Raw genomic sequence first — 22,086 nt, forward strand, 5'->3', positions numbered from 1 at the left:
ACGTGGCAACACTCTGACGGTCAATGACAACTGCTTGCAGTTTATATCGATTGTAAATTGCTGCCGTTGGAATGCGCCTCGCGCCGCCTATACAAAGCAAGACACATCTGAAATTTCAAAGGCGCATCACGACAACAATGTCAGCAGCAGCATCCGGAGACAGCGGCGGCGGCGCGGCAGGGCCGGCAGGAAGCCCTTCTGCAACAACGAGAACCCTCACCATGCGAGGGAGCCGGATCGACAGCCGCGAGCTGTTTGCGACCGAGCGCGAGATCATCATCGCGCATGGCGAGGACAGCTATCGCCTGCGCCTGACCTCGCAGAACAAGCTGATCCTGACGAAGTGAATCGCAATGACATTTTGTCGCACCTTCGCTCATGTCCTGCTCGTCGGCACGATCGCGCTCGCATCTGCCGCGCACGCGGCCGGCATCACCGTGCATGACGCGCGCAATCGCGATGTTGCCGTCACCGACTTCGCGCGCACGGTCTCGATCGGCGGCGCCATCACCGAAATCCTCTATGCGCTCGGGCTGGAGAGCCGGCTGGTCGGCGTCGATACGACGAGCCTCTATCCGCCGGCGGCGCTGCGCGACAAACCCAATGTCGGCTACATGCGCCAGATCTCCGCAGAGGGCGTGCTGGGCCTCAACCCCACCCTGATCCTGGCGATCCAGGGCTCGGGCCCGCGCGAGACCATGGACATCCTGGAGACGGCGAAGGTGCCGCTGGTGCTGGTGCCCGAAACCTTCTCCGAGGAAGGCCTGATCGAGAAGATAAAACTGGTCGGCCACGCCATGGGTGTCGATGCGCGTGCCGAATGTCTGAGCGCCGCTGTCGGTGCCGATCTTGCGCAACTCCGCGCACTGCGCGCCAAGGTGACGAAGCCGGTGCGCGTGATGTTCGTGATGTCGCTCCAGAACGGGCGGGCGATGGTGGCCGGCCACAAGACCGCGGCCGACGAGATCATCCAGCTCGCGGGCGCGACCAATGCGGTGAACGATTACGACGGCTACAAGATCATCGGCGACGAGGCGATCGTGGCGGCCAGGCCCGAAGTCGTGCTGTCGATCGAGCGCGGCAAGGAGTCGCTCCAGGCCGACGCGATCTATGCTCATCCCGGTTTTGCGCTGACACCGGTCGCGGCCAACAAGAGCTTCATCACCATGGACGGGCTCTATCTGCTCGGCTTCGGACCGCGGACGGCGGCGGCGGCGCGCGATCTCTCCGTCAAGCTCTATCCGGCGTTGGCCGACCAGGGCGGCGCGTTCACCTCGGCCCTGTCGGCGGCGAATTGCCGGCAATGAGCGTGGCGGTCGGGATCGAAGCGCCGAGCCCGCGACAAAGCGCGAGACGGCGGTCCGCATCCTTCGCGATTCCTGTCCTGATCGCGATGCTCGCGGTGACGGCGATCATCGCGCTGACCGTCGGCGCCGCGGGTATCCCCCTCTCCCGCCTGCCTGCGGCGCTGGGCCTTGCCGGCGAAAGCACTGCGATGACGGCCCGCGACCAGCTCGTGCTGTGGTCGATCCGCATTCCCCGCATCGCGGCGGCCGCAATGGTCGGCGGCCTGCTTGCCGCCGCCGGCGCGATCATGCAGGGGCTGTTTCGCAATCCGCTCGCCGATCCCGCCCTGGTCGGCGTCTCCAGTGGCGGCGCGCTCGCAGCCGCAAGCGCGATCGTCTTCACGGATTCGCGCTTCGGCGAGGCGCTGCGCTTTCTCCAGACCGAGCTGTTGCCGCTCGCGGCCTTCGCGGGATCGCTGGCGACCACCGCAATCCTCTACGGCATCTCCAGCCGATCGGGGCGGACCTCGATTGCGATCTTCCTGCTCGCCGGCGTCGCCATCACCGCGATCGCCAACGCGGGCATCGGGCTGCTCGTGTTCATCGCCGACGACCGTCAGCTGCGCGACATCACGTTCTGGATGCTCGGCTCGATGAGCGGCGCGACCTGGACCAAGGCCGCCCTGCTCGCGCCGGTCCTCGTCATCGGGCTGGCCGCCTGCGCTTTCGTCGCGCGCGGTCTCGATCTGCTGGTGCTCGGCGAGGCCGACGCATTCCACGGCGGGGTCGATGTCGAGCGCCTGAAGCGGATCTCGATCGTCATGGTCTCCGCCATGACCGGCGTCGCGGTGTCGATCTGCGGCGTCATCGGCTTCGTCGGCATCGTCGTGCCGCATCTGCTCCGCCTCGTGATCGGGCCGACGCATCGCCTGCTGCTGCCGGCCTCGGTGCTGCTGGGTGCCATCCTGATGGTCGGCGCCGACACACTGGCGCGCACCATCGTGGCGCCGGCGGAGATGCCGATCGGCATCCTGACCGCCGCCGTCGGCGCACCCGTCTTTCTCTTCATCCTGCTGCGGCAGCGCGGGCTCGCCTCGCTATGACCGCGGTGATCGAGGCACGAGCGCTAGGCAAGCGCGCGGGCCGCGCGACGCTGCTCGATGGCGTCGGCCTGACGGTTGCGGCCGGCGAGATGGTCGCCATCATCGGCCCGAACGGCGCCGGCAAGTCTACGCTGCTGCGGCTCCTCTCCGGCGATCTTCGCCCCAGCGCAGGCGAGGTGCGCCTGAAGCAGCGCGACATCGGCATCTTCACGCCGCGCGAGCTCGCCGCGCGCCGCGCGATGCTGTCCCAGCACATCAACGTCACCTTCCCGTTCACGGTCGAGGAGGTCGTTCTGATGGGCGCAGGCGAGCGCAGCCTTCGTGAAGCCGGTCCGCTCGTCGATGCGGCGCTGGACGAGGTCGGCCTCGCACATTTCCGCGAAAGGCAATTGCCGACATTATCAGGCGGCGAGCAGCAGCGCGCCCATTTCGCTCGCGTGCTGGTGCAGCTCGCCTGCGGCGAGGCCGAGCACGGCCCCGGGCTTTTGCTGCTGGACGAGCCGACCTCGAGCCTCGATCTGCGTCACCAGATCGACTTCGTCGAAGCCGCGCGCCGCCGCGCGGCTGCCGGCACCGCCGTCATCGCGATCCTGCACGATCTCAACCTCGCGATCCGCTTCGCCGACCGGCTGATCGTGCTGAATGGCGGCCGGCTCGTCGCCGACGGCCCGCGCGCGGAGATTGTCACACGCGAGATCATCCGCGATATTTTCGAGATCGACGCTGTCGTCCATCAGACCGATGGCGTGCCGTTTGTATTGCCGCAGTCGATGCGGGCGGCGCCTCACCTCTCCCCGACGGGGAGAGGTCGGATTGCGCAGCAATCCGGGTGAGGGGCCGCAGCGTCCGGTGAGAGCCTAACCACTCACCCGGATCGCATCTTACGATGCGATCCGACCTCTCCCTACGGGAGAGGTGAAGAAGCCGCACCGCCTACCCCGCCGGCACGATCACCATGCTCTTGTCCTTCGGCCAGCGGATTCGCCAGGCGAAGTTGATGTCCTTGACTTCGCCGGGTCTGGCGTCGAACGACCATTCCAGCACGCCGCGCCTGTCGCGGATGTTGCTTGCGGTCGGCTGGGTGCTCGAGGGCAGCATCTCGACGACGATGTCCTCGTTCTCGCTGACCGGCAGCTGATCCTCGATCGCGACCTTGATCGGGAAATCATGACCGTTGCGGATCGTGGTCTTGAACGAACGTTCGTCGGTCTTCGACGTCGTCACGAGCAAGCCGGCCGAGCCCTCGTTGCGCTTGAGCACCGCGCGCTCGATTCTGACCTTGTCGTCGGCGCCGAAGCCGAGCCGCACGATGTCGTCCTTGGCGGACGCCGTGATCTTGCCGCGCCCGACGAAGGTGCCGTCGCGGTAGATCGCGACCTTGCCCGGCAACAGACTGGCATCGTCGGTCTGCTTGAAGCTGGCTTCGAGGAAGGCGGTCGGATCCAGCACCGGTGCCGCGCGAACCGCGAGATCGGCGGGCACGGTCATGGAAGCAATGCGCAGGCTCTTGGCGCCTTCGGCGGCGCCGAGGCTGACGCGGCCGGGAATTTTGAAGGTGGCCTGGAAATCGCCGATCTCGGCAACCGCCTGCTGCTCGTCGGCGCGCTCGGTCGCCTCTGCGATCTTGGCCATGGCCGGCGATTGCACCTGGCGCGTCATCGGAGCCGGCCGCGCCAGATCGGAGGCCGTACCGAGCGCCAGCGGCTTGGGGCCTTGCGGATACTGGGCAACCAGCGAGTTCAGCTCCGGCGCGCTGCCGCCGCGGCCGATGCGGACCGTGGAGACGCCGAGCGTCACGTTCGACCAGTCCTCGCCGGTCGACTGAGTGACCTCGGCGCGGCGGACGAGCTCGAGCTGCGGCTTGCGGTCCTTCGCGCCGGTGTCGAGCCGGGCGTCATAGAGCGGCATCCAGCGCGCATTGCGCACGGCGTAGGTCACCCGCAGCGTCGCCTTGGTTGCGGCCGTCGAGGCGACGTCGATCCGCACTTCCAGCTTGCTCGGCGGCTTGGCCGATCGCTCGGCCTCCAATTGCGCGATCTGACGGTCGAGCTCGCGCTGTTTTCGCATGGCATCGCGAATTGCGGCGTCGGCGATCGCGATCTCCTCGGCAACCGCCGCAAATGCCGCGCGCCACTCGGTGATCGGCCGCGCCTCGCCCTTCTCGCCGAGGCCGGCCGGGGAGGCTTCGGCGAAATGCTGCGCAAATTTGCGCCGGGCGTCGGCCGAGTCGATTGCACCTTGCAGATCGGCCCGCTGATCTCTCAGTGCTTCGATGCGCTTGTCGAGCTCGGGCAGGTTGACCGGCGGTGCGGCCTTCGGCGGCCGCGCATCGATCGTGCCGATGGTGAGCCTGGCGCCCGCCTCGCCTTCGACGCGGAGGGACGACGGATCGAGCGAGAGCGGAAAATCCTTGGCGACCAGCGTCGAGTCCCCGGAGGCGAGATCCAACGAAATGACGCGGGTGACGGTGGCGCCGTCGGGATAGACGGTGACCGTGTCGATCGCTGACGTGGCCTCCACGTTGGCCGCCCATGACGGCCATGCGATAGCCGCGGTCACCAGGACCAGGCTCGTGGTTGCCAACCATTTTGCGGTGATGCGCATGAAGTCCCTCCTGCCGGTATCGCCGCGCCGCCAGCCGGACGCGCGCGATGAAATGCCTCGCCATCGTGATGAGACGCGGCGGGGAAGGAACTGGTTCGATTGGGGTTTCCGTGGGGCGCAGCCGCGGCAGCAGCATGGCCGCGGAACGCATCGGCGCGGCCGCGGCCGAGCCTCAGACCTGCGTGGGCGAACCCTGGCCGAAGATGCGCCGGAGCAGATCGGTCACGTTGCGGGCGCCGGCCTTCCTCAGGATGCTGGCGCGGTAGCCCTCGACGGTCCGCGCGCTCAGATGCATCCGCCGGGCGATCTCCTTGTTGGTGAGGCCGGCGGCGAGATGCTCGAGCACGTCGCCCTCGCGCGCGGTCAGGGGCTCGCAGCCTGTCAGCCAGCGTTGCGGGCTCGCGCCGGGTTGCGCGAATTCGTCGATGGCGGCATCGATCCGGCCGACGATGTCGTGGGTGCGGAACGGCTTTTCGATGAAGTCGGCCGCGCCGCTCTTGATGGCGTCGACCGCCATGGCGATGCTGCCGTTCGCCGACGTCACCAGCACCGGCGCCATGCAGTTCTCCCCGCGCAGCCGCTTGAGCACCTCGAGGCCGGATCGATCAGGCGGCAACTCCAGCAGCACGCAGGCCGGCATCCGCGCCTTTGCGGCGGACAAGAGAGATGCACCGTCGGCGAAGCAGATCACCTCATAGGCGTTCTGTTGGAGCGCGTTCGAAAGTTGCTCGCGGGAGGCGGCGTCGGCGTCGATGACGAATATCTCACCCTTGGAAAGCGTGTTTCCCGGCATGATCCCGATCCAGCAATGTCTTGGTCAAAGGGCCTGAGACGGTAGCGGGCTCCATCGCCCTGCCGCGCCGTCGTAAGCACGGCATTCACGCTCGTGCTTCGGTTTCCCCTATGTATGTTTCGCGCGGTTCCTGGATTTGACTGACCGGGACAGAAAATTTACATTTCGGGACATCTGCGGGAACAGCTGGCAGGAACGGTTCGCATGACCGATCTCATTCGCAGCTCGAGCCTGACTTATTATCCGGAGGTCGCCCGCTCGGTCGGGCTCGACCCCAGGCAGATGATGCGCAAGGCCAGGCTGCCGCTGGCCTGCCTCGACAAACCCGATACGCCCATTGCCGTCGCCGGCCTGCGGCGTCTGCTCGAATCATCCGCGGAGGCGTCCGGCGCCGAAGATTTCGGCTTGCGCCTCGCCGAGCGCGGCGGCCTGACCAATTTCGGCACGGTCGGCCTGATCGTGCGCGAACAGGCGACCGTCGGTGAGGCAATCGATGCATTCTCGCGCTTCATCCATATCCATCACGATGGCATGCGGCTGGACGTTGCGCGCGGCAAGCAGGCCGTGACCATCACGATGCATCTGCGCGGCCGGAAGCCGAGCGCGTCGCGGCAGTCGATCGACGTGGCGCTCGGCAGCGTCCACCGCATCATCCAGTCGCTGTTCGGGCATGACTGGCGGCCGCAGGAGGTGCACCTGCATTATCCGCCGCCGCACGATCGCAAGCGCTGTCGCGAATTCTTCGGCTGCCGCGTGATCTTCAACGCGAAGAATGACGCGATCGTGTTGTCGGCGCACGACATGGAACGCCGGATCCCGAGCGCGCATCCGCTGATCGCGAGCTATCTGCGCAAGCGGATCGAGGCGATCGAAACACGGCCCGCAAGCTGGGAGCAGAAGGTCGACGAGGTCGTGCGCCTCCTGCTTGCCGGCGGCGACTGCACGGTCGAGCGCGTCGCCGAGCATCTCGCCTGCACCCGCCGCACCATCCACCGCCGCCTCGCCGCATCGGGCACCAGCTTCTCGGCCATCCTGGACGCGCAACGCGCCGATCTCGTTATCCAGCTGATCGACGACCCCGGCCGGCCGCTGGCCGACATCGCGATGCAGCTTGGCTTCTCCGCGCAGAGCGCCATGGCGCGCTGGTTCCGCAGCCGATTCGGCTGCACCATCACCGACTGGCGCAAGGGCGTGCGGCCCGTGACGGCGGCGCCCTCGGCGACTGCAGCTTGAGTTCAGCGTGCCGGCGCGGGCACGCCCATCGTGGCGAGGGCACGCCACCGGCTGCCGGCGAGCAGCGGGCCGAACGCGATGGCAAATCCGAGGAAGGCGACGATCCAGCCGCAGGCGGCGATGTGCAACAACACATCGCCATGCGCGGGCGACACGACGGCAGCGACCCGGGCCAGAGCCGCGATCACGATCGCAGCATAGATCCCCTGGATCGCCGGCGAAGCCGTCAATGCCTGTCCGGTGTGGCCGAGGCTCGCGCGGGTCATCACCGCGAGCGTCATGGTTCCCGCCGCCCCCGCCATCCAGGCGTGGATGCCGGCACTTGGCGGCAGCACACCGAGAACCGCCAGGGCATGCAGGATGAAACCGAACGGCACGAAGACGTAGCCGACATGCAGGATCACGAGCAGCCGCTCGCGGAAAGTGCGATCGCCGGCCCAGCGCGCAAGCCGCAGCAAGTGCAGCCCGCCGACAAGTGCCATCAGAACACCGGTGGCGGCATTCGACGGCGCCACGATCCATGAGACGAGCGCGAGCGCGCTACATCCGATCACCGCGCCATCGAAGCGTCCGAACGGCACGGGCAGACGGCCGGGATTGAACTTGACCAGCCAGTTGCGGGTGAAGCTCGGAATGATGCGGCCGCCTATCAACGCAATCAGCAGAATGACCACGCCGATGCCGACGCGGATGCTGACATCGGCCGCGCCCTGGTAGTGCGCTTCGACATGGAAGGCGATGTTGCCGGCGAGCAGAGCGAACACCAGCCCCACCACGGGCAGGTTGCGCCAATTGCCGCCTGCGATGATTTCGCGCGTCGCGGCGGCGACGATCAATGCCAGGAAGGCGGCATCGACGATCAGCGCGAATGCCCAGCCGATATTGGCCGACACCGTCACCACGATGCGCCCGGCAAGCCAGACCATCAGCAGCGCCCCCAGCGGCCTGCCCTGGATCGGCAGCCGCCCCGTCCAGTTCGGGATTGCCGTGAACAGGAACCCGGTGATGACAGCCGGCAGGAAGCCATAGAGCATCTCGTGGACGTGCCAGTCGCGCGGCGCGAATGCGGAGCTCACGGACAATTCGCCATGGAACATCGGCAGCCAGACCAGGATCGACAGCGCGGCCTGGATCGCGGCAAGCAGAAAAAAGGGCCGAAAGCTGTTCGCAAACAACGGCCAGCCCGCAAAGTTACGGGATCGGGCACCAGCCATGGCATCAACTCCAGTAAGTTCAGATCGTCGTCTGCAAAAATACCGCCGCCCGGCCGGCCCGTTTTGCGCTACCGCAAACACCAGGACGATTGCAGGTGCCATCACACTCCCGAGCGCCAAGGAGGCAGAATGGCCAAGGTCGACACATCGCTGGTTGCGCATTTGCCGCTGTTTGCGGGGATGACGCCGGAAGCTCTGGACGAGATCCTGCGTGAGGCCCGCTCGGCCCGTTTTCCCAGGAACAGTGCCGTCTTCGAGCAGGGGGCCGACGCGCAGTCCTTCTTCCTGCTGTTGCACGGCCATGTCCGCGCGGCCAAGACCACGCCGACCGGTGAGCAGATTGTTGTACGCTATGTGGCGCCCGGCGAAACATTCGGGCTCGCGATGGCGATCGGAGCCGCGCGCTATCCGGCGACGGCGATGGCGGTCGATGACAGCGTGGTGCTGGTCTGGCCGACCTCGGCCTGGCCGCGGTTGGTCGAGCGATTTCCGGCGCTCGCCGCCAACACGCTCCAGACCGTCGGCACCCGGCTTCAGGAGAGCCACACCCGCATCCTGGAAATGTCGACCCAGCAGGTCGAGCAACGCATCGCGCACGCGCTGCTGCGCCTCGCCAAGCAGTCCGGCAAGAAGCTCGACCACGGCATCGAGATCGACTTCCCGATCAGCCGCCAGGACATCGCGCAGATGACCGGCACCACGCTGCACACTGTCAGCCGCATCCTGAGCGGCTGGGAGAGCCAGGGCCTCGTCGAGAGCGGCCGCCAGCGCATCATCCTGCGCGAGCCGCACAAGATCGTCGTGCTGGCCGAGCGGAACGCCGACAACGGCGCGGCGTGAGAGCCGACGCCGGGACGCCTCCGCTGATAGGGATGAGGGGCGCTTCCGCTTACGGCGAAAGCGCTCTCTCATCCGGGAATCCGCGCGCCCGCGCGATTCCAGACCGTTTCACGCAGGCACGCAATCGCTCAATGCAGCGAGGAACCTGTCGCGGTCGATGCCATGCTCGCGGCAGGCATCATCCACGGTGTGGAAGGTCGCGATCGGACAGCCGACACAAGCCATCCTGAAGGCGAGGAACGCGCGGATCGTGTGCGGCGCCGTGCGCATGATGTCATCGACCAGATCGTCGGATCGGAAGGGCATGGACAACTCCGTTCCGAATTGACGATAGCGAAGCGAGCGGAAGCCTCTTTGTTGAAGCGCAAGCTGGCTTGTCATTCCGGGGCGCGCGCAGCGCGAACCTGGAATCCATCGTGCCGCGGATGACATGGAACAATGGATTCCGGGTTCGCGCCAAAGAGGCGCGCCCCGGAATGACGGGAGGTGAGACCTTACACCGCCCGGCTGTGCAGTTGCTTGCCGGGATCCAGATGCGCATCGAATGCGGCGGCGACGCTGCGGACCAGGAAGCGCGAATCCTTGGCGACCGCGAGCCGATCGCCGTCCAACCGCACGACGCCGTCGGAGATCAGCGGCTTCAGACGCGCCGCCGATTTCAGCATCGCGCCTGCCTCTGCGCCATGACGGGCGCAGATGTCGCCGAGATCGGCACCGAACTCGCACATGATGCGCTCGATGATGTCGGCGCGCAACCGGTCGTCGTCGGTGAGCCCATAGCCCTTCGCGGTGGCGAAGCGGCCGGCGGCGATGCTCTGCGCATAGGCGCCGATCTGCACCTCGTTCTGGACATAGCCCTGCGGCAAATGTCCGATCGCACTCGCGCCGAAGCCGAGCAGGACTTCACTCTTGTCCGTGGTGTAGCCTTGAAAATTGCGCCGCAGCGTTCGCTCCTCGAACGCCACCGCCATGGAATCGTCGGGCCGTGCGAAATGATCGAGCCCGATCTGCACGTATCCGGCCTCCTTCAGGGCATTCGCGATCGCGCAGGCCTGGTCGTGGCGCGCAAGGCCGTCGGGCAGCACGGCCTCGTTGATCATGCGCTGGTGCTTCTTGAAATCAGGCACGTGGGCATAGCCGAACACAGAGAACCGGTTGGGCGCGAGCGCGAGGCTGCGCCGCACGGTGTCCAGGCACGAGGCGACAGTCTGGTGCGGCAAGCCGTAGATCAGGTCGAAATTGATTCCCTCGATGCCCGCGCCGCGGAGCATGCCGACCACGGAAGCCGTCTGCTCGAAACTCTGCACGCGGTTGATCGCCCGCTGCACCACGGGATCGAAGCTCTGCACGCCAAGGCTCGCGCGGTTCACGCCGGAGAGCCGCATGGCCTCGACCATGTCGGCGGTCAGTGTGCGGGGATCGATCTCGACCGCGATTTCGGCCGAAGGCAGCACGAAGAACTTCTGGCGCATCGTCGCCATCAAGTCGGCAAAGGCCTCCGGCGCCATGATCGTCGGCGTACCGCCGCCGAAATGGATGTGCTCGACCTTGATCCGACGGCCGATGGTTTCGGCGGTTAGCGCGATCTCGTTGCGCAGCGTCCGCTGATAGCCGGCGATGAGATCGTCGCGGCGGACGATCTGGGTATGGCAGCCGCAGTACCAGCACATCTCTCGGCAGAACGGCACATGCAGATAAAGTGACGCGCTGGCGCCCGCCGGCAGTTCCGCCAGCCACCGAGCATACGTGTCTGGACCGATCGCAGGCGTAAAGTGCGGGGCGGTCGGATAGCTCGTGTAACGTGGCAGACGTTCCTCGCCGTAGACCGCCGCAAGATCAGTTCTCATATCTTACCCATTCGTAAATTTGCGCCGCGCAGGCATCACGGCAAATCACGGGATGAGTTCAATTAACCCGGATGCGCGGCAGCGACTTTGCGCTCGCGCAAAGCGCGGCGGCCGGTTCCCAGCAATGATAAGAGTAATTCGCGTGGCCATTCGGAGCGTTGCCATGAGACTTCTTGCACTCGAACTCATTCTCTCTCTGCTCGATGTCCGCGGCCATATCCCGCGTTTCGACGACTTCCGGCCGGCCCCGGCCACACCAGCCTCCGCCGGAATGGTGCGCGCCCTGGCCGCAGCAATCGCCGTCTTCGTCGTGCTGTCGCTGGCGATCTGGGGCACGGTCGGGCTTGCCATATCGCTCCTCTAGCCGCTTCTTCGCGAAGGCCTCGACCAAGATCTCATCCACGCGCGCATTTGCCGGCGCAGTCATCCTGAGCTGCCTTGCCGGGACCAACGTCCACGCCCGCACGCGCCGGCCCCCGGGGCGAGATCGCAATTCAGCTTGAAGATGCGAACGAGTTGCCGCTGAGCGCCGATGCGGTTGTGGTCACGCTCGCCATCCCGAGCAACGCGTGGCGCCGGCTACCGCAGAGGCCGAACACGTCGGCGCTGTCGACGAGCAGTGGCGTGTCAGAATGTCGGCACCGCTATCCGGCCGCTGGTACCTCGACCTCGACATCCCCAACACGCTTTCGGACGGATCGAAGTGGCATCACCGATCCCTGCTCCGCTGAGGCACCTAAGTACTGCTGCGGAGGTGAATGCAGCGAAAGCTTGTCGCAGCGCAAACACGCTTGCCGCGATCGGCGCACACTGCATTCCGTCATCAAAAACCTTTTCAGATGAAGGATGCTTCCGATGTTCACCCGCAGAGCCGCATTGATCAGCGCCGCCGCGACCGCCCTGATGCTGGCGACCCCGGCTTTCGCCGCCAGCGATCTCAAGCTGCCGCGTCAGAAGGTAGAGCTGGTCGCTCCGCCCTTCGTGCACGCACACGAGCAGGCCACGACGCAGGGCCCGAAGATCATCGAGTTCAGGCTGACCGTCGAGGAAAAGAAGGTGGTCATCGACGACAAGGGCACCACCTTCCAGGCGATGACGTTCAACGGTTCGATGCCGGGACCGCTCATGGTCGTGCACGAGGGTGACTATGTCGAGCTGACGCTGGTCAATCCCGCGACCAACACCATGCCGCACAACATCGACTTCCATTCCGCGACCGGCGCGCTCGGTGGCGGCGAACTCACGCTCATCAACCCCGGCGAACAGGTCGTGCTGCGCTGGAAGGCGACCAAGACCGGCGTGTTCGTCTATCACTGCGCACCGGGTGGCCCGATGATCCCCTGGCACGTCGTCTCCGGCATGAACGGTGCCGTGATGGTGCTGCCGCGCGACGGGCTGAACGACGGCAAGGGCCGAGCGCTGAAGTACGACAAGGTCTACTATGTCGGCGAGCAGGACATGTACGTGCCGCGCGACGAGAAGGGCAATTTCAAGTCCTACGAGTCGCCAGGCGAAGCCTTCACCGAGACCGAAGAGGTGATGAACAAGCTGATCCCCACCCATGTCGTCTTCAACGGCAAGGTTGGCGCGCTCACCGGCAAGAACGCGCTCACCGCCAAGGTCGGCGAGAACGTGCTGATCGTGCATTCGCAGGCCAATCGCGACAGCCGTCCGCATCTGATCGGCGGCCATGGCGATTATGTCTGGGAGACCGGCAAGTTCGGCAATGCACCGGAGGTCGGGCTCGAGACCTGGTTCATCCGCGGCGGGTCGGCGGGAGCTGCGCTGTACAAATTCCAGCAGCCCGGCATCTACGCCTATGTCACGCACAATCTGATCGAGGCGGCCAATCTCGGCGCCACCGCACACTTCAAGGTCGAAGGCAAGTGGAACGACGATCTGATGACGCAGGTGAAGGCGCCTGCGGAGATACCGCCTGCCAGCACCAACTAGACGCGACAAGGGGCCGGTCATCACCGGCCCCTTCTTTTTTCTTCGGGGAACGACCATGCTGATCGCATTCAAGCTCAAACTGGCACTCGCCTGCGCGGCCGGGCTTGCGGGGCCGCTGGCCGTTGCGCCTCTGGTCTCCGAGATGGCGACGCACAATATGGAAAGTGAGCCGGCCATGGTCGAGGTCGCTGCCGGCAGCTTCTCATATCGCGAAGCCGGCGATTTCACACGCGGCGGCCAGCAGGCGGAAGCGCCGCTGCGCACCATGCGGATGGACCGGCCGCTGCACATCATGCGAAATCAGGTCTCCTCATCCGACTATCGACTTTGCGTGCAGGATGGCGCCTGCCGCGCACTCGATCGCGACGTGGCGATCGCCCCTGATCGCCCCGCAGTGCAGGTGAGCTGGCACGATGCCGATGCCTATGCAGGCTGGCTGTCGCGCAAGACCGGCCAGCATTATCGCCTGCCAAGCGACGAGGAATGGGCTTTTGCCGCCGGCTCCAGATTCAAGGATGATGGCGTGCCGGTCGACGCAAGCGACCCTTCAAAGCGCTGGATCAGCCGCTATGAGCGTGAATCCGAACGCGACGTCACCGACACCACGGCCCATCCGTTCGGCAAGTTCGGCCCGAACGAGCACGGCATCGAAGATCTCGCCGGCAACGTCTGGGAGTGGACCTCGACCTGCTTCGTGCGCTCGCGCGTCGACGAGGCCGGCAATGCCGGCCGCCCGACCGTGAACTGCGGGGTGCGTGTCGCCGAGGGCGCGCACCGCGCCTATGTCACCGATTTCATCCGCGATGCCCGCGCCGGCGGCTGCGCCCAGGGCGTGCCGCCCGCCAATCTCGGCTTCCGCCTGGTGCGCGAGGAGACGTCATGGCTGGTCAGCGTATCGCAGCGCCTGAGCAAGACGTGGCCGGCCAGATCGTAATCATAGCGGCGCGCATCGCTTTCCCGTCAACGTCTCAATCCATTGATTAGAATCGATCTAAAGCAATATTGGAATCCCTCTAAGTCATGGCCCTCGCGACATCGCGTCGCTGACGTTGCCGCATCGCCTGCGCTACTCAATCGGGCCTTCAATCGCGCGCCCGGAGCAGCCCTTATGATCAATCTTCGCGTCCTCGCCGCATCCGCGGCGGTGTTGAGCCTGACCTCGTCCTTCGTGTCGAAGGCAGCCGCCAACGGCGAGGTCAACGTCTATACCTATCGCGAGACCAAGCTGATCCAACCGCTGTTCGACGCCTTCAGCAAGGATACGGGCATCAAGGTCAATGTCGTCTCCGCAAGCTCCGGTCTGGAGCAGCGCATGAAGGCTGAAGGCGCCAACAGCCCGGCCGACGTGCTGCTGACGGTGGACATCGGCCGCATCGACGAGGCCGTGCAGGTCGGCGTCACCCAGCCGATCAAGTCGGAGGTGGTCGACAAGGTCGTGCCGGCGCAGTATCGCGATCCGGACGGACACTGGGCCGGCATCTCAATGCGCGCGCGCGTGATCTATGCCTCGAAGGATCGCGTCAAGCAGGACAAGATCACCTATGAGGAGCTCGCCGATCCCAAGTGGAAGGGCAAGATCTGCATTCGCTCGGGCCAGCACATCTACAACAACGCCCTGTTCGCGGCCTACACGGCCAAGTACGGTGAGGCCAAGGCCGAGGAATGGCTGCGCGGCGTGAAGGCCAACCTCGCGCAGAAGCCGTCGGGCGGCGATCGCGAAGCCGCCCGTGACGTTGCCGCTGGCAAGTGCGACATCGGCATCGGCAACACCTATTACTGGGCGCTGATGATCAACAACGATCCCGAGAAGAAACCGTGGGCGGAGGCGACCCGCGTCATCCTGCCGACCTTCGAGGGCGGCGGCACCCACGTCAACCTCTCCGGCGTGCTGCTCGCCAAGCACGCGCCCAACAAAGCCGAGGGCATCAAGCTGATCGAGTGGCTCGTTAGCGAGCGGGCGCAGCAGATGTATGCCGACCAGAACTACGAATATCCGGTTCGGGACGGTGTCGCCATCAACTCTACCATCGCGGGCTACGGCAAGCTCGGCCCAGATCCGTTGCCGATCGCAAGGATCGCCGCCAACCGCAAGGCTGCGGCCTCGCTGGTGGACAAGGTCGGCTTTGACAACTGATCTCTGGCGGCCCTCGTCGCTCAAACTGGCAGAAGCTTCGGGCGCACGGCCTCGTTTGAGAGGCCGCGCCCACGCCGGGCGCGCCGCGACCGCAATCGCGATCGCAACCGCGATCCTGGTCGCGGCGCCCGTGATCTCGATCTTTTCGCTGGCTCTGCAGCCGGCGCCCGATGTGTGGCACGACCTGATCAACTACGTGCTGCCGGCCGCCCTCCTGGACACCGCCCTTCTGCTCGTCGGGGTCGGCGCGCTCACACTTCTGATCGGCGCCGGCACTGCATGGGTGATATCGCGCCACGATTTTCCCGGCCGGGGCATGCTCCTGTGGCTGATGCCGCTGCCGCTGGCGATTCCGACCTATCTTGCGGCTTACGTCTATGCCGACCTGTTCGAACCGCTCGGCCTGGTGCATCGCACCCTGGCGATCTGGCTGCCGCTGCGCGATGCCCTCGGCCATCTGCCCAACCTGCGCTCGCTGCCGGGGGCCATCTTCGTGATCGGACTCGTGCTCTATCCTTACGTCTATCTGTCGGCGCGCGCGACGTTTCAGGTTCAGTCTGCCGAATTCGCCGAGGCGGCTAGGACGCTGGGGGCCGGCCGATGGACCGTTTTCTGGCGCATTTCACTGCCGATGGCGCGGCCGGCGCTCGCTGTCGGCGTGGCGCTGGTCGCGCTGGAGACGCTCAACGACATCGGCGCCAGCGAATATCTCGGCATCCGCACGCTGACGGTCTCGATCTTCACCACCTGGCTCAACCGCGGCAGCCTTGCCGGTGCGGCGCAACTCGCATGCCTGATGCTTGCGATCGTCGCCGGCCTTATCGCGATGGAGCGTTACGGCCGTCGCAACGCCAACGCCGAATTCTCGGCCGAAAGCCCGCATGTGAGGCAGCGAACCACGCTTTCGGGCGCAAGAGCGTGGATCGCGTTCGCGGTCTGCGTGCTGCCGGTGCTGATCGGCTTCATCGTGCCGCTGTTCTATCTGGCGCATCAGGCTCTCGGTCGCGGACTGCTTGCAAATTTCGACCCGCTCCTGTGGCGCCACACCTTCCATTCGTTCGCCTATGCGGCGCTCGCGACGCTCATGGCGCTGATGCTTGCGCTCGCCACGACGATCGCGCACCGCTTTCGGCCGGATCCTCTGCGATATGTGGCGATGAGCATCGCGCAGACCGGCTACGCGCTGCCGGGTCTCGTGATTGCCCTCGGCCTGCTGACCCCCGTACTGGCGGTCGACAACGCGCTGAGCGCGGTCGCTACCTGGACGGGACGTTCGCTGCCCGGGCTGATCCTGGTCGGATCCGGGACGGCCGTCGTCATCGCCTACACGATCCGTTTTCTGGCCGTGCCGGTCGGCATGATCAAGGCCGGGTTCGACAGCATTCCGCGCGACTATGACGAGAGCGCGCGCACGGTCGGCGCGGGCCAGGCGGTCATGTTGAGGCAGATCTATCTGCCGTTGCTCCGGCCCGCGATGCTTGGCGCCGTCATCATCATGTTCGTCGACTGCCTGAAGGAACTCCCGGCAACGCTGCTCTTGCGGCCCCTCAACGTCGAAACGCTGTCGACGTCGATCTACCAGTTCGCAAGCCGCGGCAATTTCGAGGACGGCGCGCTCGCGGCCCTCCTGATCATCGCCGCCAGCATCGGCCCGGTTGTCTGGTTGACCCGGTTCTCCGAGGTGCCGAGCGGCCCCGCTTGAGGGCATGGGCACGGCACATCGTTCGCGCATCCGTGGTGCTTCGACCAATCGAGTTGTCGTCGCCCGACCTGGTCGCTGAACCAAAATCGTAAGGACGCGCAGACCGTATTGTGTTGCGCGCCCCAGCGTTTCCCGCTTACGTGTTCTTCAGCGCGACGCGGAATTCGGCTTCGGTCTTGGCCTTGACCTCGTCGAGCGAAACGCCGTCGGCCAGCTCGATCAGCGCCATGCCGCCATTGCCATGCTTGTCGATGGTGAAGACGGCCAGATCGGTGACGACCATGTCGACCACGCGCTCGCCGGTCAGCGGCAGGTTGCACTGCTTCAGCAGCTTGGCGCCGTCCTTGGCCGAATGCTCCATCACCACGATGACGCGCTTGACGCCGGCGACGAGGTCCATCGCGCCGCCCATGCCCTTCACCATCTTGCCCGGGATCATCCAGTTGGCGAGATCGCCGTTCTGGGCCACCTGCATGGCGCCGAGGATCGACAGATCCATGTGGCCGCCGCGGATCATGCCGAAGGAATCCGCGCTCGAGAAATAGGACGTCGAGGGCAGCTCGCTCACGGTCTGCTTGCCGGCGTTGATGAGATCGGCGTCTTCCTCGCCCTCATACGGGAACGGGCCCATGCCGAGCATGCCGTTCTCGCTCTGCAGGCTGACGTCCATGCCGTCCGGGATGTAGTTCGAGACCAGCGTCGGGATGCCGATGCCGAGATTGACATAGTAGCCGTCGCGCAACTCCTTCGCGGCGCGTGCGGCCATCTGTTCACGGGTCCAGGCCATCAGATTTCAACTCCAGTGCCGGCCGCCGGCGCCTTCGTCGGACGCGGGCGAGTGTTGCGGAATTCGATGCGCTTCTTGGCCGTGCCGACCTCGACGATGCGCTTCACGAAGATGCCGGGCGTGTGAATGTGGTCGGGATTGAGTTCACCGGCCGGAACCAGATGCTCGACCTCGGCTACCGTGATCTTCGCGGCGGTCGCCATCATCGGGTTAAAATTGCGCGCGGTCTTGCGGTAGATGAGGTTGCCGGCGGTGTCGCCCTTCCAGGCGTGCACGATGGCGAGATCGGCGAACAGGCCGCGCTCCATCAGGTACTTCTCGCCATCGAACTCCTTCACTTCCTTGCCTTCGGCGATCAGCGTGCCGACGCCGGTCTTGGTGTAGAAGGCCGGGATGCCAGCGCCGCCCGCGCGGATGCGCTCGGCCAGCGTGCCCTGCGGATTGAATTCGAGTTCCAGCTCCCCGGCGAGGAATTGCTGGGCGAACAGCTTGTTCTCGCCGACATAGGACGAGATCATCTTCTTGATCTGGCGGGTTTCGAGAAGGCGGCTGAGGCCGATGCCGTCGACGCCGGCATTGTTGGAGACCACCGTCAGGCCCTTGACACCGGATTCCCGGATCGCGTCCGACAGCTCCTCGGCAATGCCGCAGAGGCCGAAGCCACCCGACATGATCATCATGTTGTCTTTTAGAATGCCGTCGAGCGCCGACTTGGCGTCGGGATAGACCTTGTTCATGCAAAAAACCTCGACTGAACCTTCGGCTTGCAGGCGTCGCGCCTTATTGGCGGCGATTATTAGGCGAAATCGTCCGAAGCCGTCAATGATACGGGTTCTCCGCTGCGCCGCCGGGTGGTAGAAGCTGCCCACGCCGTGGGCATAACCGTGCAGCGGCCTTGAAAGCGTCAAGAAAACCCATCAAGTTGCGGGGGTTGGGTGTGGGCGCGCAGGTTTCCCGGCCCGCCCTTCTGGCTCCAACGACCAACCCGATCAGGACATGCCATTGACCATGGCCCAAGGAATGAAGCGCCTCGGGACGCCGATCGCGGCGCTGCTCGGCGTCGCGCTGATCGCCCTGATCGCGAGCTCCTGGCTTATCAACCGCGACGCGCTGCGCAAGGCAGTCGAAGCGCAGATCCGCGACGTCACCGGGCTCGAGCTCAATGTCGCAGGCAGCATCGACATCTCGGTGCTGCCGGCGAGCTACATCTCCTTCCACGACGTCGGCCTCAAGGGCGGCGGCACCAGCACGCCAGCGCTCCAGGTCGACGTGCTCACCGCAAATCTGCGGCTGCTGCCGCTGCTGCTGCAACGATTCGAGATCGCCGACCTCACGCTGCTGCGCCCGCGCATCCATGTCAGCCTCAAGCCGGACGGCGAGAGCAACTGGACGCCCTTCATCCAGACCATCGCGCGCACCATGAAGCCCGGAGCCGAGAATCAGGTCTCGTTCTCCGAAATTCGGATCCAGGACGGCGTGCTCGACTACGAGGACACCGCCACGCATGCCACCGAGAAGCTCGAGGACATCGACCTGTCGCTGGCGTGGCCCTCGATCTCGCGCTCCTTTGCCGCGACCGGGCAGTTCGACTGGCGCGGCGAGCGCGTCGACGGCTCGATCAGCTTTTCCGATTTCGTCGCCGCCCTCTCCGGCGACCGGTCCGGCCTGAAGGTGCGAATCGCCAGCGCGCCGCTCAAGCTCGCTTTCGACGGCAGCGTCGCCAATCGCACCAGCCCGATGATGGAAGGCACGCTCACCGTCGACAGCCCGTCCTTGCGCAACGCGCTGCGCTGGACCGGGCAGCCACAGCCCGGCAGCGGCGGCTTCGGCCGCTTCGCGCTGAAGGCACGTGCCAATGTCGTCGGCGCCTCGATTGCGCTCACCAACGTCAATGTCGAGCTCGACGGCAATGCCGCCGAGGGCGTCATGACCTACGCCAACAACGGCCGGCAGACGCTGCAGGCGACGCTCGCCGCCGACGCGCTCGACTTCACACCTTATATCTCGACCTTCCGCCTGCTCGCGAGCGGCGCGCGCGACTGGAACAGGCAGCTGTTCGATCTCAATGGATTGTCGACCACCGACCTCGACATGCGCCTGTCCGCGGCCAAGCTCACGGTCGGGCCGACGAAGCTCGGACGCACCGCGATCGGTGCCAATTTGCGCAACGGCACGCTCGCGCTCTCGGTCGGCGAGGCGCAAGTCTATGGCGGGATCGCCAAGGGCTCATTCGGCATCGCGCGGTCCGATACCGTCGCCGACATCAAGGCGCAATTCCAGTTCACCGATGTCGATCTCCAGGCCTGCGCCACCGAACTGTTCGGTCTCAACAAGCTGTCCGGCCGCGGCAATATCAACGTCTCGCTCCTCGCCTCCGGATCGAGCCCGTTCGGCCTCGTGCAATCACTCGACGGAAGCGCCACCGTGACCGGGCATGACGGTGCGATCTCGGGCTTCAACGCCGAGCAGCTCCTCAAGCGGCTGGAGCGGCGGCCGCTGTCGGGCGGCGGCAATTTCCGCAACGGCTCGACGCCCTACACCAATCTCACCATCGCCGTGAAATTCTCCGACGGCGTCGCCACCGCCGAGGACATCCGCGTCGAAGGGCCGGCGACGAAGATCACGCTCACCGGCACCGCCTCGGTGCCGACGCGCGAATACGACATGAAGGGCGTGGCGAGCCTCAACAGCGCGTCGGGGTTCGAATTGCCGTTCGTGGTGCAGGGCCCCTGGGACGATCCGCTGATCTTCCCCGATCCGGAAAGCCTGATCCGCCGCTCGCCGGCCTCCGCGCCGCTGCTTGACATGCTGAAGGACCGCAAGGGAGGCGATGCCGTGCGCTCCGCGATCGAGCGCATCACGGGAAGCGGAAAGCGTCCCGCGCCGGCGGAAGCGCCGACGGCGGAAAATTCTAAAGAGAACGCCAAGTCCAACTAACAAGTCCAACTAAGCTGACGTCCGACTCAGGTGAGTTTCAACTGAGGACGGCGCCTCTCCGGTGTTGGCCGACCATCGCGAATTGATCCGGCCGAATTGATGCGGCGATTGGATCAATCCACGCGTTGAGCATCTGCTCTGGCTCAACACCCCACGACCTAGGTCTGACAAGATGCGTTGATTGCGCTACCATCCTGCGCTAGTGTTTTATATGACCGGTTAAAAACACCGGCCGTTTGAGGGAGAAAAACGTGAGATCCAAGGTAATTGGCGCAGTATCTTTGGCGATCGCTGCGGCCGGGCTTTTTGCTGCCACTGCACCCGCCTTTGCACAGCAGAAGACGATCACGGTCTGGTGGGGCAAGGGCTTCTATCGGTCCGAAGACGACGCGCTGATCGAGACGATCAAGAAATTCGAAGCCAAGACCGGCATCAAGGTCGAATTGTCGCAATACGCGATCCAGGACATGATTCCGAAGACGGTCGCAGCGCTCGATGCTGGCACGGTTCCCGATGTCGCCTATTCCGACTCCTATGACGTGCAGGCGCAGGGCAAGTGGGCCTATGAAGGCAAGCTCGAGGACCTCACGGATGTCATGGAGCCGATCAAGGGCCGGTTCGTGCAGAACACGCTCGATGCGTCGATCCTCTACAACGACGTCGCCAAGAAGAAGGCCTATTACGGCTTCCCGCTGAAGCAGCAGAGCATGCACGTCCAGATCTGGAACGACATGCTGGAGAAGGCCGGCTTCAAGCAGAGCGACATCCCGAACGACTGGGCCGGCTATTGGACGTTCTGGTGCGACAAGGTGCAGCCGGCGATCCGCAAGGCCACCGGCCAGCGCGTCTACGCCGTCGGCCAGCCGATGGGCGTGGAATCCACCGACTCCTTCCAGTCGTTCTACACCTTCATGGATGCCTACCACGTCAAGCTGGTGGACGACGACGGCAAGTTGCTGGTCGACGACCCGAAGGTGCGCGACGGCCTGATCAAGGCGATGAAGGACTATACCGACACCTACATCAAGGGCTGCACGCCGCCGTCCTCGACGACATGGAAGGATCCGGACAACAACGTCGCGTTCCACAACAAGACCATCGTGATGACCCACAACTTCACGATCTCCATCGCGGCTAAGTGGTTCGAGGACTCGCAGAACCAGGCCCTTACCCAGGAACAGCGCGACGCCGGCAAGAAGGCTTATGAACAGGACATCATCACGGCGTCCTTCCCGAAGGCACCCGATGGTTCGACCATCCGCTACCGCTCCGACGTCAAGACCGGACTGGTGTTCACCGCGGCCAAGAACAAGGCCGAGGCCAAGCAGTTCATCAGCTTCCTGCTCCAGGAAGAGAACGTCCGTCCCTACATCGAAGGCGCGCTCGGCCGCTGGTTCCCGGTGACCAAGGAAAGTCAGGAAAGCCCGTTCTGGCAGGCTGACAAGCACCGCAAGGCCGTCTACGCGCAGTTCAAGGGCGGCACCGCGGCGTTCGACTTCACCAAGAACTGGAAGTTCACGATCCTCAACAACGAGAACGTGTGGGCCAAGGCGATGAACCGCGTCGTGAGCGAGAAGGTTCCGGTCGACAAGGCCGTCGACGAACTGATCGCCCGCATCAAGCAGGTCGCGGGTTAAGCCAACCTTCCCTCTC

General features: G+C 65.1%; 20 protein-coding genes. 13 read left to right on the forward strand and 7 right to left on the reverse strand.

Translation table 11 applies throughout. The annotated features are described in order from the left end of the window. Positions 1–137 precede the first annotated feature (137 nt). The 4 genes from hemP to ACSHT2_RS15380 are packed head-to-tail and all read left to right on the forward strand — an operon-like array spanning position 138 to position 3,222. The gene (gene hemP / locus ACSHT2_RS15365) at positions 138–347 is read left to right on the forward strand and encodes a hemin uptake protein HemP (RefSeq protein ID WP_440642302.1); all 210 of its coding nucleotides are present in this window, start codon (positions 138–140) and stop codon (positions 345–347) included. A 6-nt stretch (positions 348–353) separates the two neighbouring features. Next, positions 354–1,307, forward strand: coding sequence for a heme/hemin ABC transporter substrate-binding protein (locus ACSHT2_RS15370; protein WP_440642303.1), 954 nt, complete (start codon positions 354–356; stop codon positions 1,305–1,307). Beyond that, positions 1,304–2,389 carry a FecCD family ABC transporter permease gene (locus ACSHT2_RS15375; protein WP_440642304.1) on the forward strand — a complete coding sequence of 362 codons (1,086 nt, stop codon included), beginning with the start codon at positions 1,304–1,306 and terminating at the stop codon, positions 2,387–2,389. The genes ACSHT2_RS15370 and ACSHT2_RS15375 overlap by 4 nt, the downstream gene beginning before the upstream one ends. Continuing rightward, on the forward strand, positions 2,386–3,222 hold the full coding sequence (locus ACSHT2_RS15380; protein WP_440642305.1) for a heme ABC transporter ATP-binding protein: 837 nt from the start codon (positions 2,386–2,388) through the stop codon (positions 3,220–3,222). Before ACSHT2_RS15375 ends, ACSHT2_RS15380 begins: the two co-directional genes overlap by 4 nt. A 100-nt stretch (positions 3,223–3,322) precedes the next feature. Here the strand turns inward: ACSHT2_RS15380 and ACSHT2_RS15385 are convergent, their stop codons facing one another. After that, positions 3,323–4,993: a mucoidy inhibitor MuiA family protein gene (locus tag ACSHT2_RS15385; RefSeq protein WP_440642306.1), complete on the reverse strand. Its 1,671-nt coding sequence runs from the start codon at positions 4,991–4,993 to the stop codon at positions 3,323–3,325. Between the two features lie 172 nt (positions 4,994–5,165). Continuing rightward, on the reverse strand, positions 5,166–5,786 hold the full coding sequence (locus ACSHT2_RS15390; protein ID WP_440642307.1) for a response regulator transcription factor: 621 nt from the start codon (positions 5,784–5,786) through the stop codon (positions 5,166–5,168). A 204-nt stretch (positions 5,787–5,990) separates the two neighbouring features. Here ACSHT2_RS15390 and ACSHT2_RS15395 point away from each other — a divergent pair, with 204 nt between their 5' ends. After that, positions 5,991–7,019: an AraC family transcriptional regulator gene (locus ACSHT2_RS15395; protein ID WP_440642308.1), complete on the forward strand. Its 1,029-nt coding sequence runs from the start codon at positions 5,991–5,993 to the stop codon at positions 7,017–7,019. Between the two features lie 2 nt (positions 7,020–7,021). Here the strand turns inward: ACSHT2_RS15395 and ACSHT2_RS15400 are convergent, their stop codons facing one another. After that, positions 7,022–8,233 carry an NnrS family protein gene (locus tag ACSHT2_RS15400; protein ID WP_440642309.1) on the reverse strand — a complete coding sequence of 404 codons (1,212 nt, stop codon included), beginning with the start codon at positions 8,231–8,233 and terminating at the stop codon, positions 7,022–7,024. A gap of 129 nt (positions 8,234–8,362) precedes the next feature. On the opposite strand from ACSHT2_RS15400, the gene ACSHT2_RS15405 reads away from it, so the two are divergent. Continuing rightward, entirely contained in the window at positions 8,363–9,073 is a 711-nt protein-coding gene (locus tag ACSHT2_RS15405; RefSeq protein WP_440642310.1) for a Crp/Fnr family transcriptional regulator, read from the forward strand. Between the two features lie 108 nt (positions 9,074–9,181). Here the strand turns inward: ACSHT2_RS15405 and ACSHT2_RS15410 are convergent, their stop codons facing one another. Both ACSHT2_RS15410 and hemN read right to left on the reverse strand, forming a co-directional pair. Then, positions 9,182–9,379 carry a DUF1858 domain-containing protein gene (locus ACSHT2_RS15410; RefSeq protein WP_319331555.1) on the reverse strand — a complete coding sequence of 66 codons (198 nt, stop codon included), beginning with the start codon at positions 9,377–9,379 and terminating at the stop codon, positions 9,182–9,184. A 188-nt stretch (positions 9,380–9,567) separates the two neighbouring features. Next, entirely contained in the window at positions 9,568–10,920 is a 1,353-nt protein-coding gene (hemN, locus tag ACSHT2_RS15415; RefSeq protein ID WP_440642311.1) for an oxygen-independent coproporphyrinogen III oxidase, read from the reverse strand. A 163-nt stretch (positions 10,921–11,083) separates the two neighbouring features. On the opposite strand from hemN, the gene ACSHT2_RS15420 reads away from it, so the two are divergent. The 5 genes from ACSHT2_RS15420 to ACSHT2_RS15440 all read left to right on the forward strand — a co-directional run bounded on the left by ACSHT2_RS15420 (position 11,084) and on the right by ACSHT2_RS15440 (position 16,709). Next, positions 11,084–11,284, forward strand: a complete 201-nt coding sequence (locus tag ACSHT2_RS15420; RefSeq protein ID WP_440642312.1) for a hypothetical protein — start codon at positions 11,084–11,086, stop codon at positions 11,282–11,284. Positions 11,285–11,775: 491 nt separating this feature from the next. Beyond that, positions 11,776–12,873 (forward strand): copper-containing nitrite reductase, encoded by a 1,098-nt coding sequence (gene nirK / locus ACSHT2_RS15425; RefSeq protein ID WP_440642313.1) that lies wholly within the window; start codon positions 11,776–11,778, stop codon positions 12,871–12,873. Between the two features lie 55 nt (positions 12,874–12,928). Next, entirely contained in the window at positions 12,929–13,807 is an 879-nt protein-coding gene (locus ACSHT2_RS15430; RefSeq protein ID WP_440642314.1) for a formylglycine-generating enzyme family protein, read from the forward strand. Positions 13,808–13,981: 174 nt separating this feature from the next. Further along, positions 13,982–15,007 (forward strand): Fe(3+) ABC transporter substrate-binding protein, encoded by a 1,026-nt coding sequence (locus ACSHT2_RS15435; protein ID WP_440642315.1) that lies wholly within the window; start codon positions 13,982–13,984, stop codon positions 15,005–15,007. A gap of 55 nt (positions 15,008–15,062) precedes the next feature. Further along, positions 15,063–16,709, forward strand: a complete 1,647-nt coding sequence (locus ACSHT2_RS15440; RefSeq protein WP_440642316.1) for an ABC transporter permease — start codon at positions 15,063–15,065, stop codon at positions 16,707–16,709. 136 nt (positions 16,710–16,845) lie between these two features. Here ACSHT2_RS15440 and ACSHT2_RS15445 read toward each other — a convergent pair whose 3' ends face one another. Both ACSHT2_RS15445 and ACSHT2_RS15450 read right to left on the reverse strand, forming a co-directional pair. Continuing rightward, the gene (locus tag ACSHT2_RS15445; protein WP_271529614.1) at positions 16,846–17,496 is read right to left on the reverse strand and encodes a CoA transferase subunit B; all 651 of its coding nucleotides are present in this window, start codon (positions 17,494–17,496) and stop codon (positions 16,846–16,848) included. After that, on the reverse strand, positions 17,496–18,233 hold the full coding sequence (locus ACSHT2_RS15450; RefSeq protein WP_271529615.1) for a CoA transferase subunit A: 738 nt from the start codon (positions 18,231–18,233) through the stop codon (positions 17,496–17,498). Before ACSHT2_RS15450 ends, ACSHT2_RS15445 begins: the two co-directional genes overlap by 1 nt. Positions 18,234–18,504: 271 nt before the next feature. Between ACSHT2_RS15450 and ACSHT2_RS15455 the strand changes: the two genes are divergently transcribed. Both ACSHT2_RS15455 and ACSHT2_RS15460 read left to right on the forward strand, forming a co-directional pair. Next, the gene (locus ACSHT2_RS15455; RefSeq protein ID WP_440642848.1) at positions 18,505–20,433 is read left to right on the forward strand and encodes an AsmA family protein; all 1,929 of its coding nucleotides are present in this window, start codon (positions 18,505–18,507) and stop codon (positions 20,431–20,433) included. Positions 20,434–20,684: 251 nt separating this feature from the next. Next, a complete protein-coding gene (locus ACSHT2_RS15460; RefSeq protein WP_319331564.1) occupies positions 20,685–22,070 on the forward strand; it encodes an ABC transporter substrate-binding protein in 1,386 nt (461 codons plus the stop codon). Positions 22,071–22,086: the final 16 nt, after the last annotated feature.

This window comes from Bradyrhizobium sp. PUT101 (assembly GCF_052043945.1).
In the GTDB taxonomy this organism is placed as follows: Bacteria; Pseudomonadota; Alphaproteobacteria; order Rhizobiales; family Xanthobacteraceae; genus Bradyrhizobium.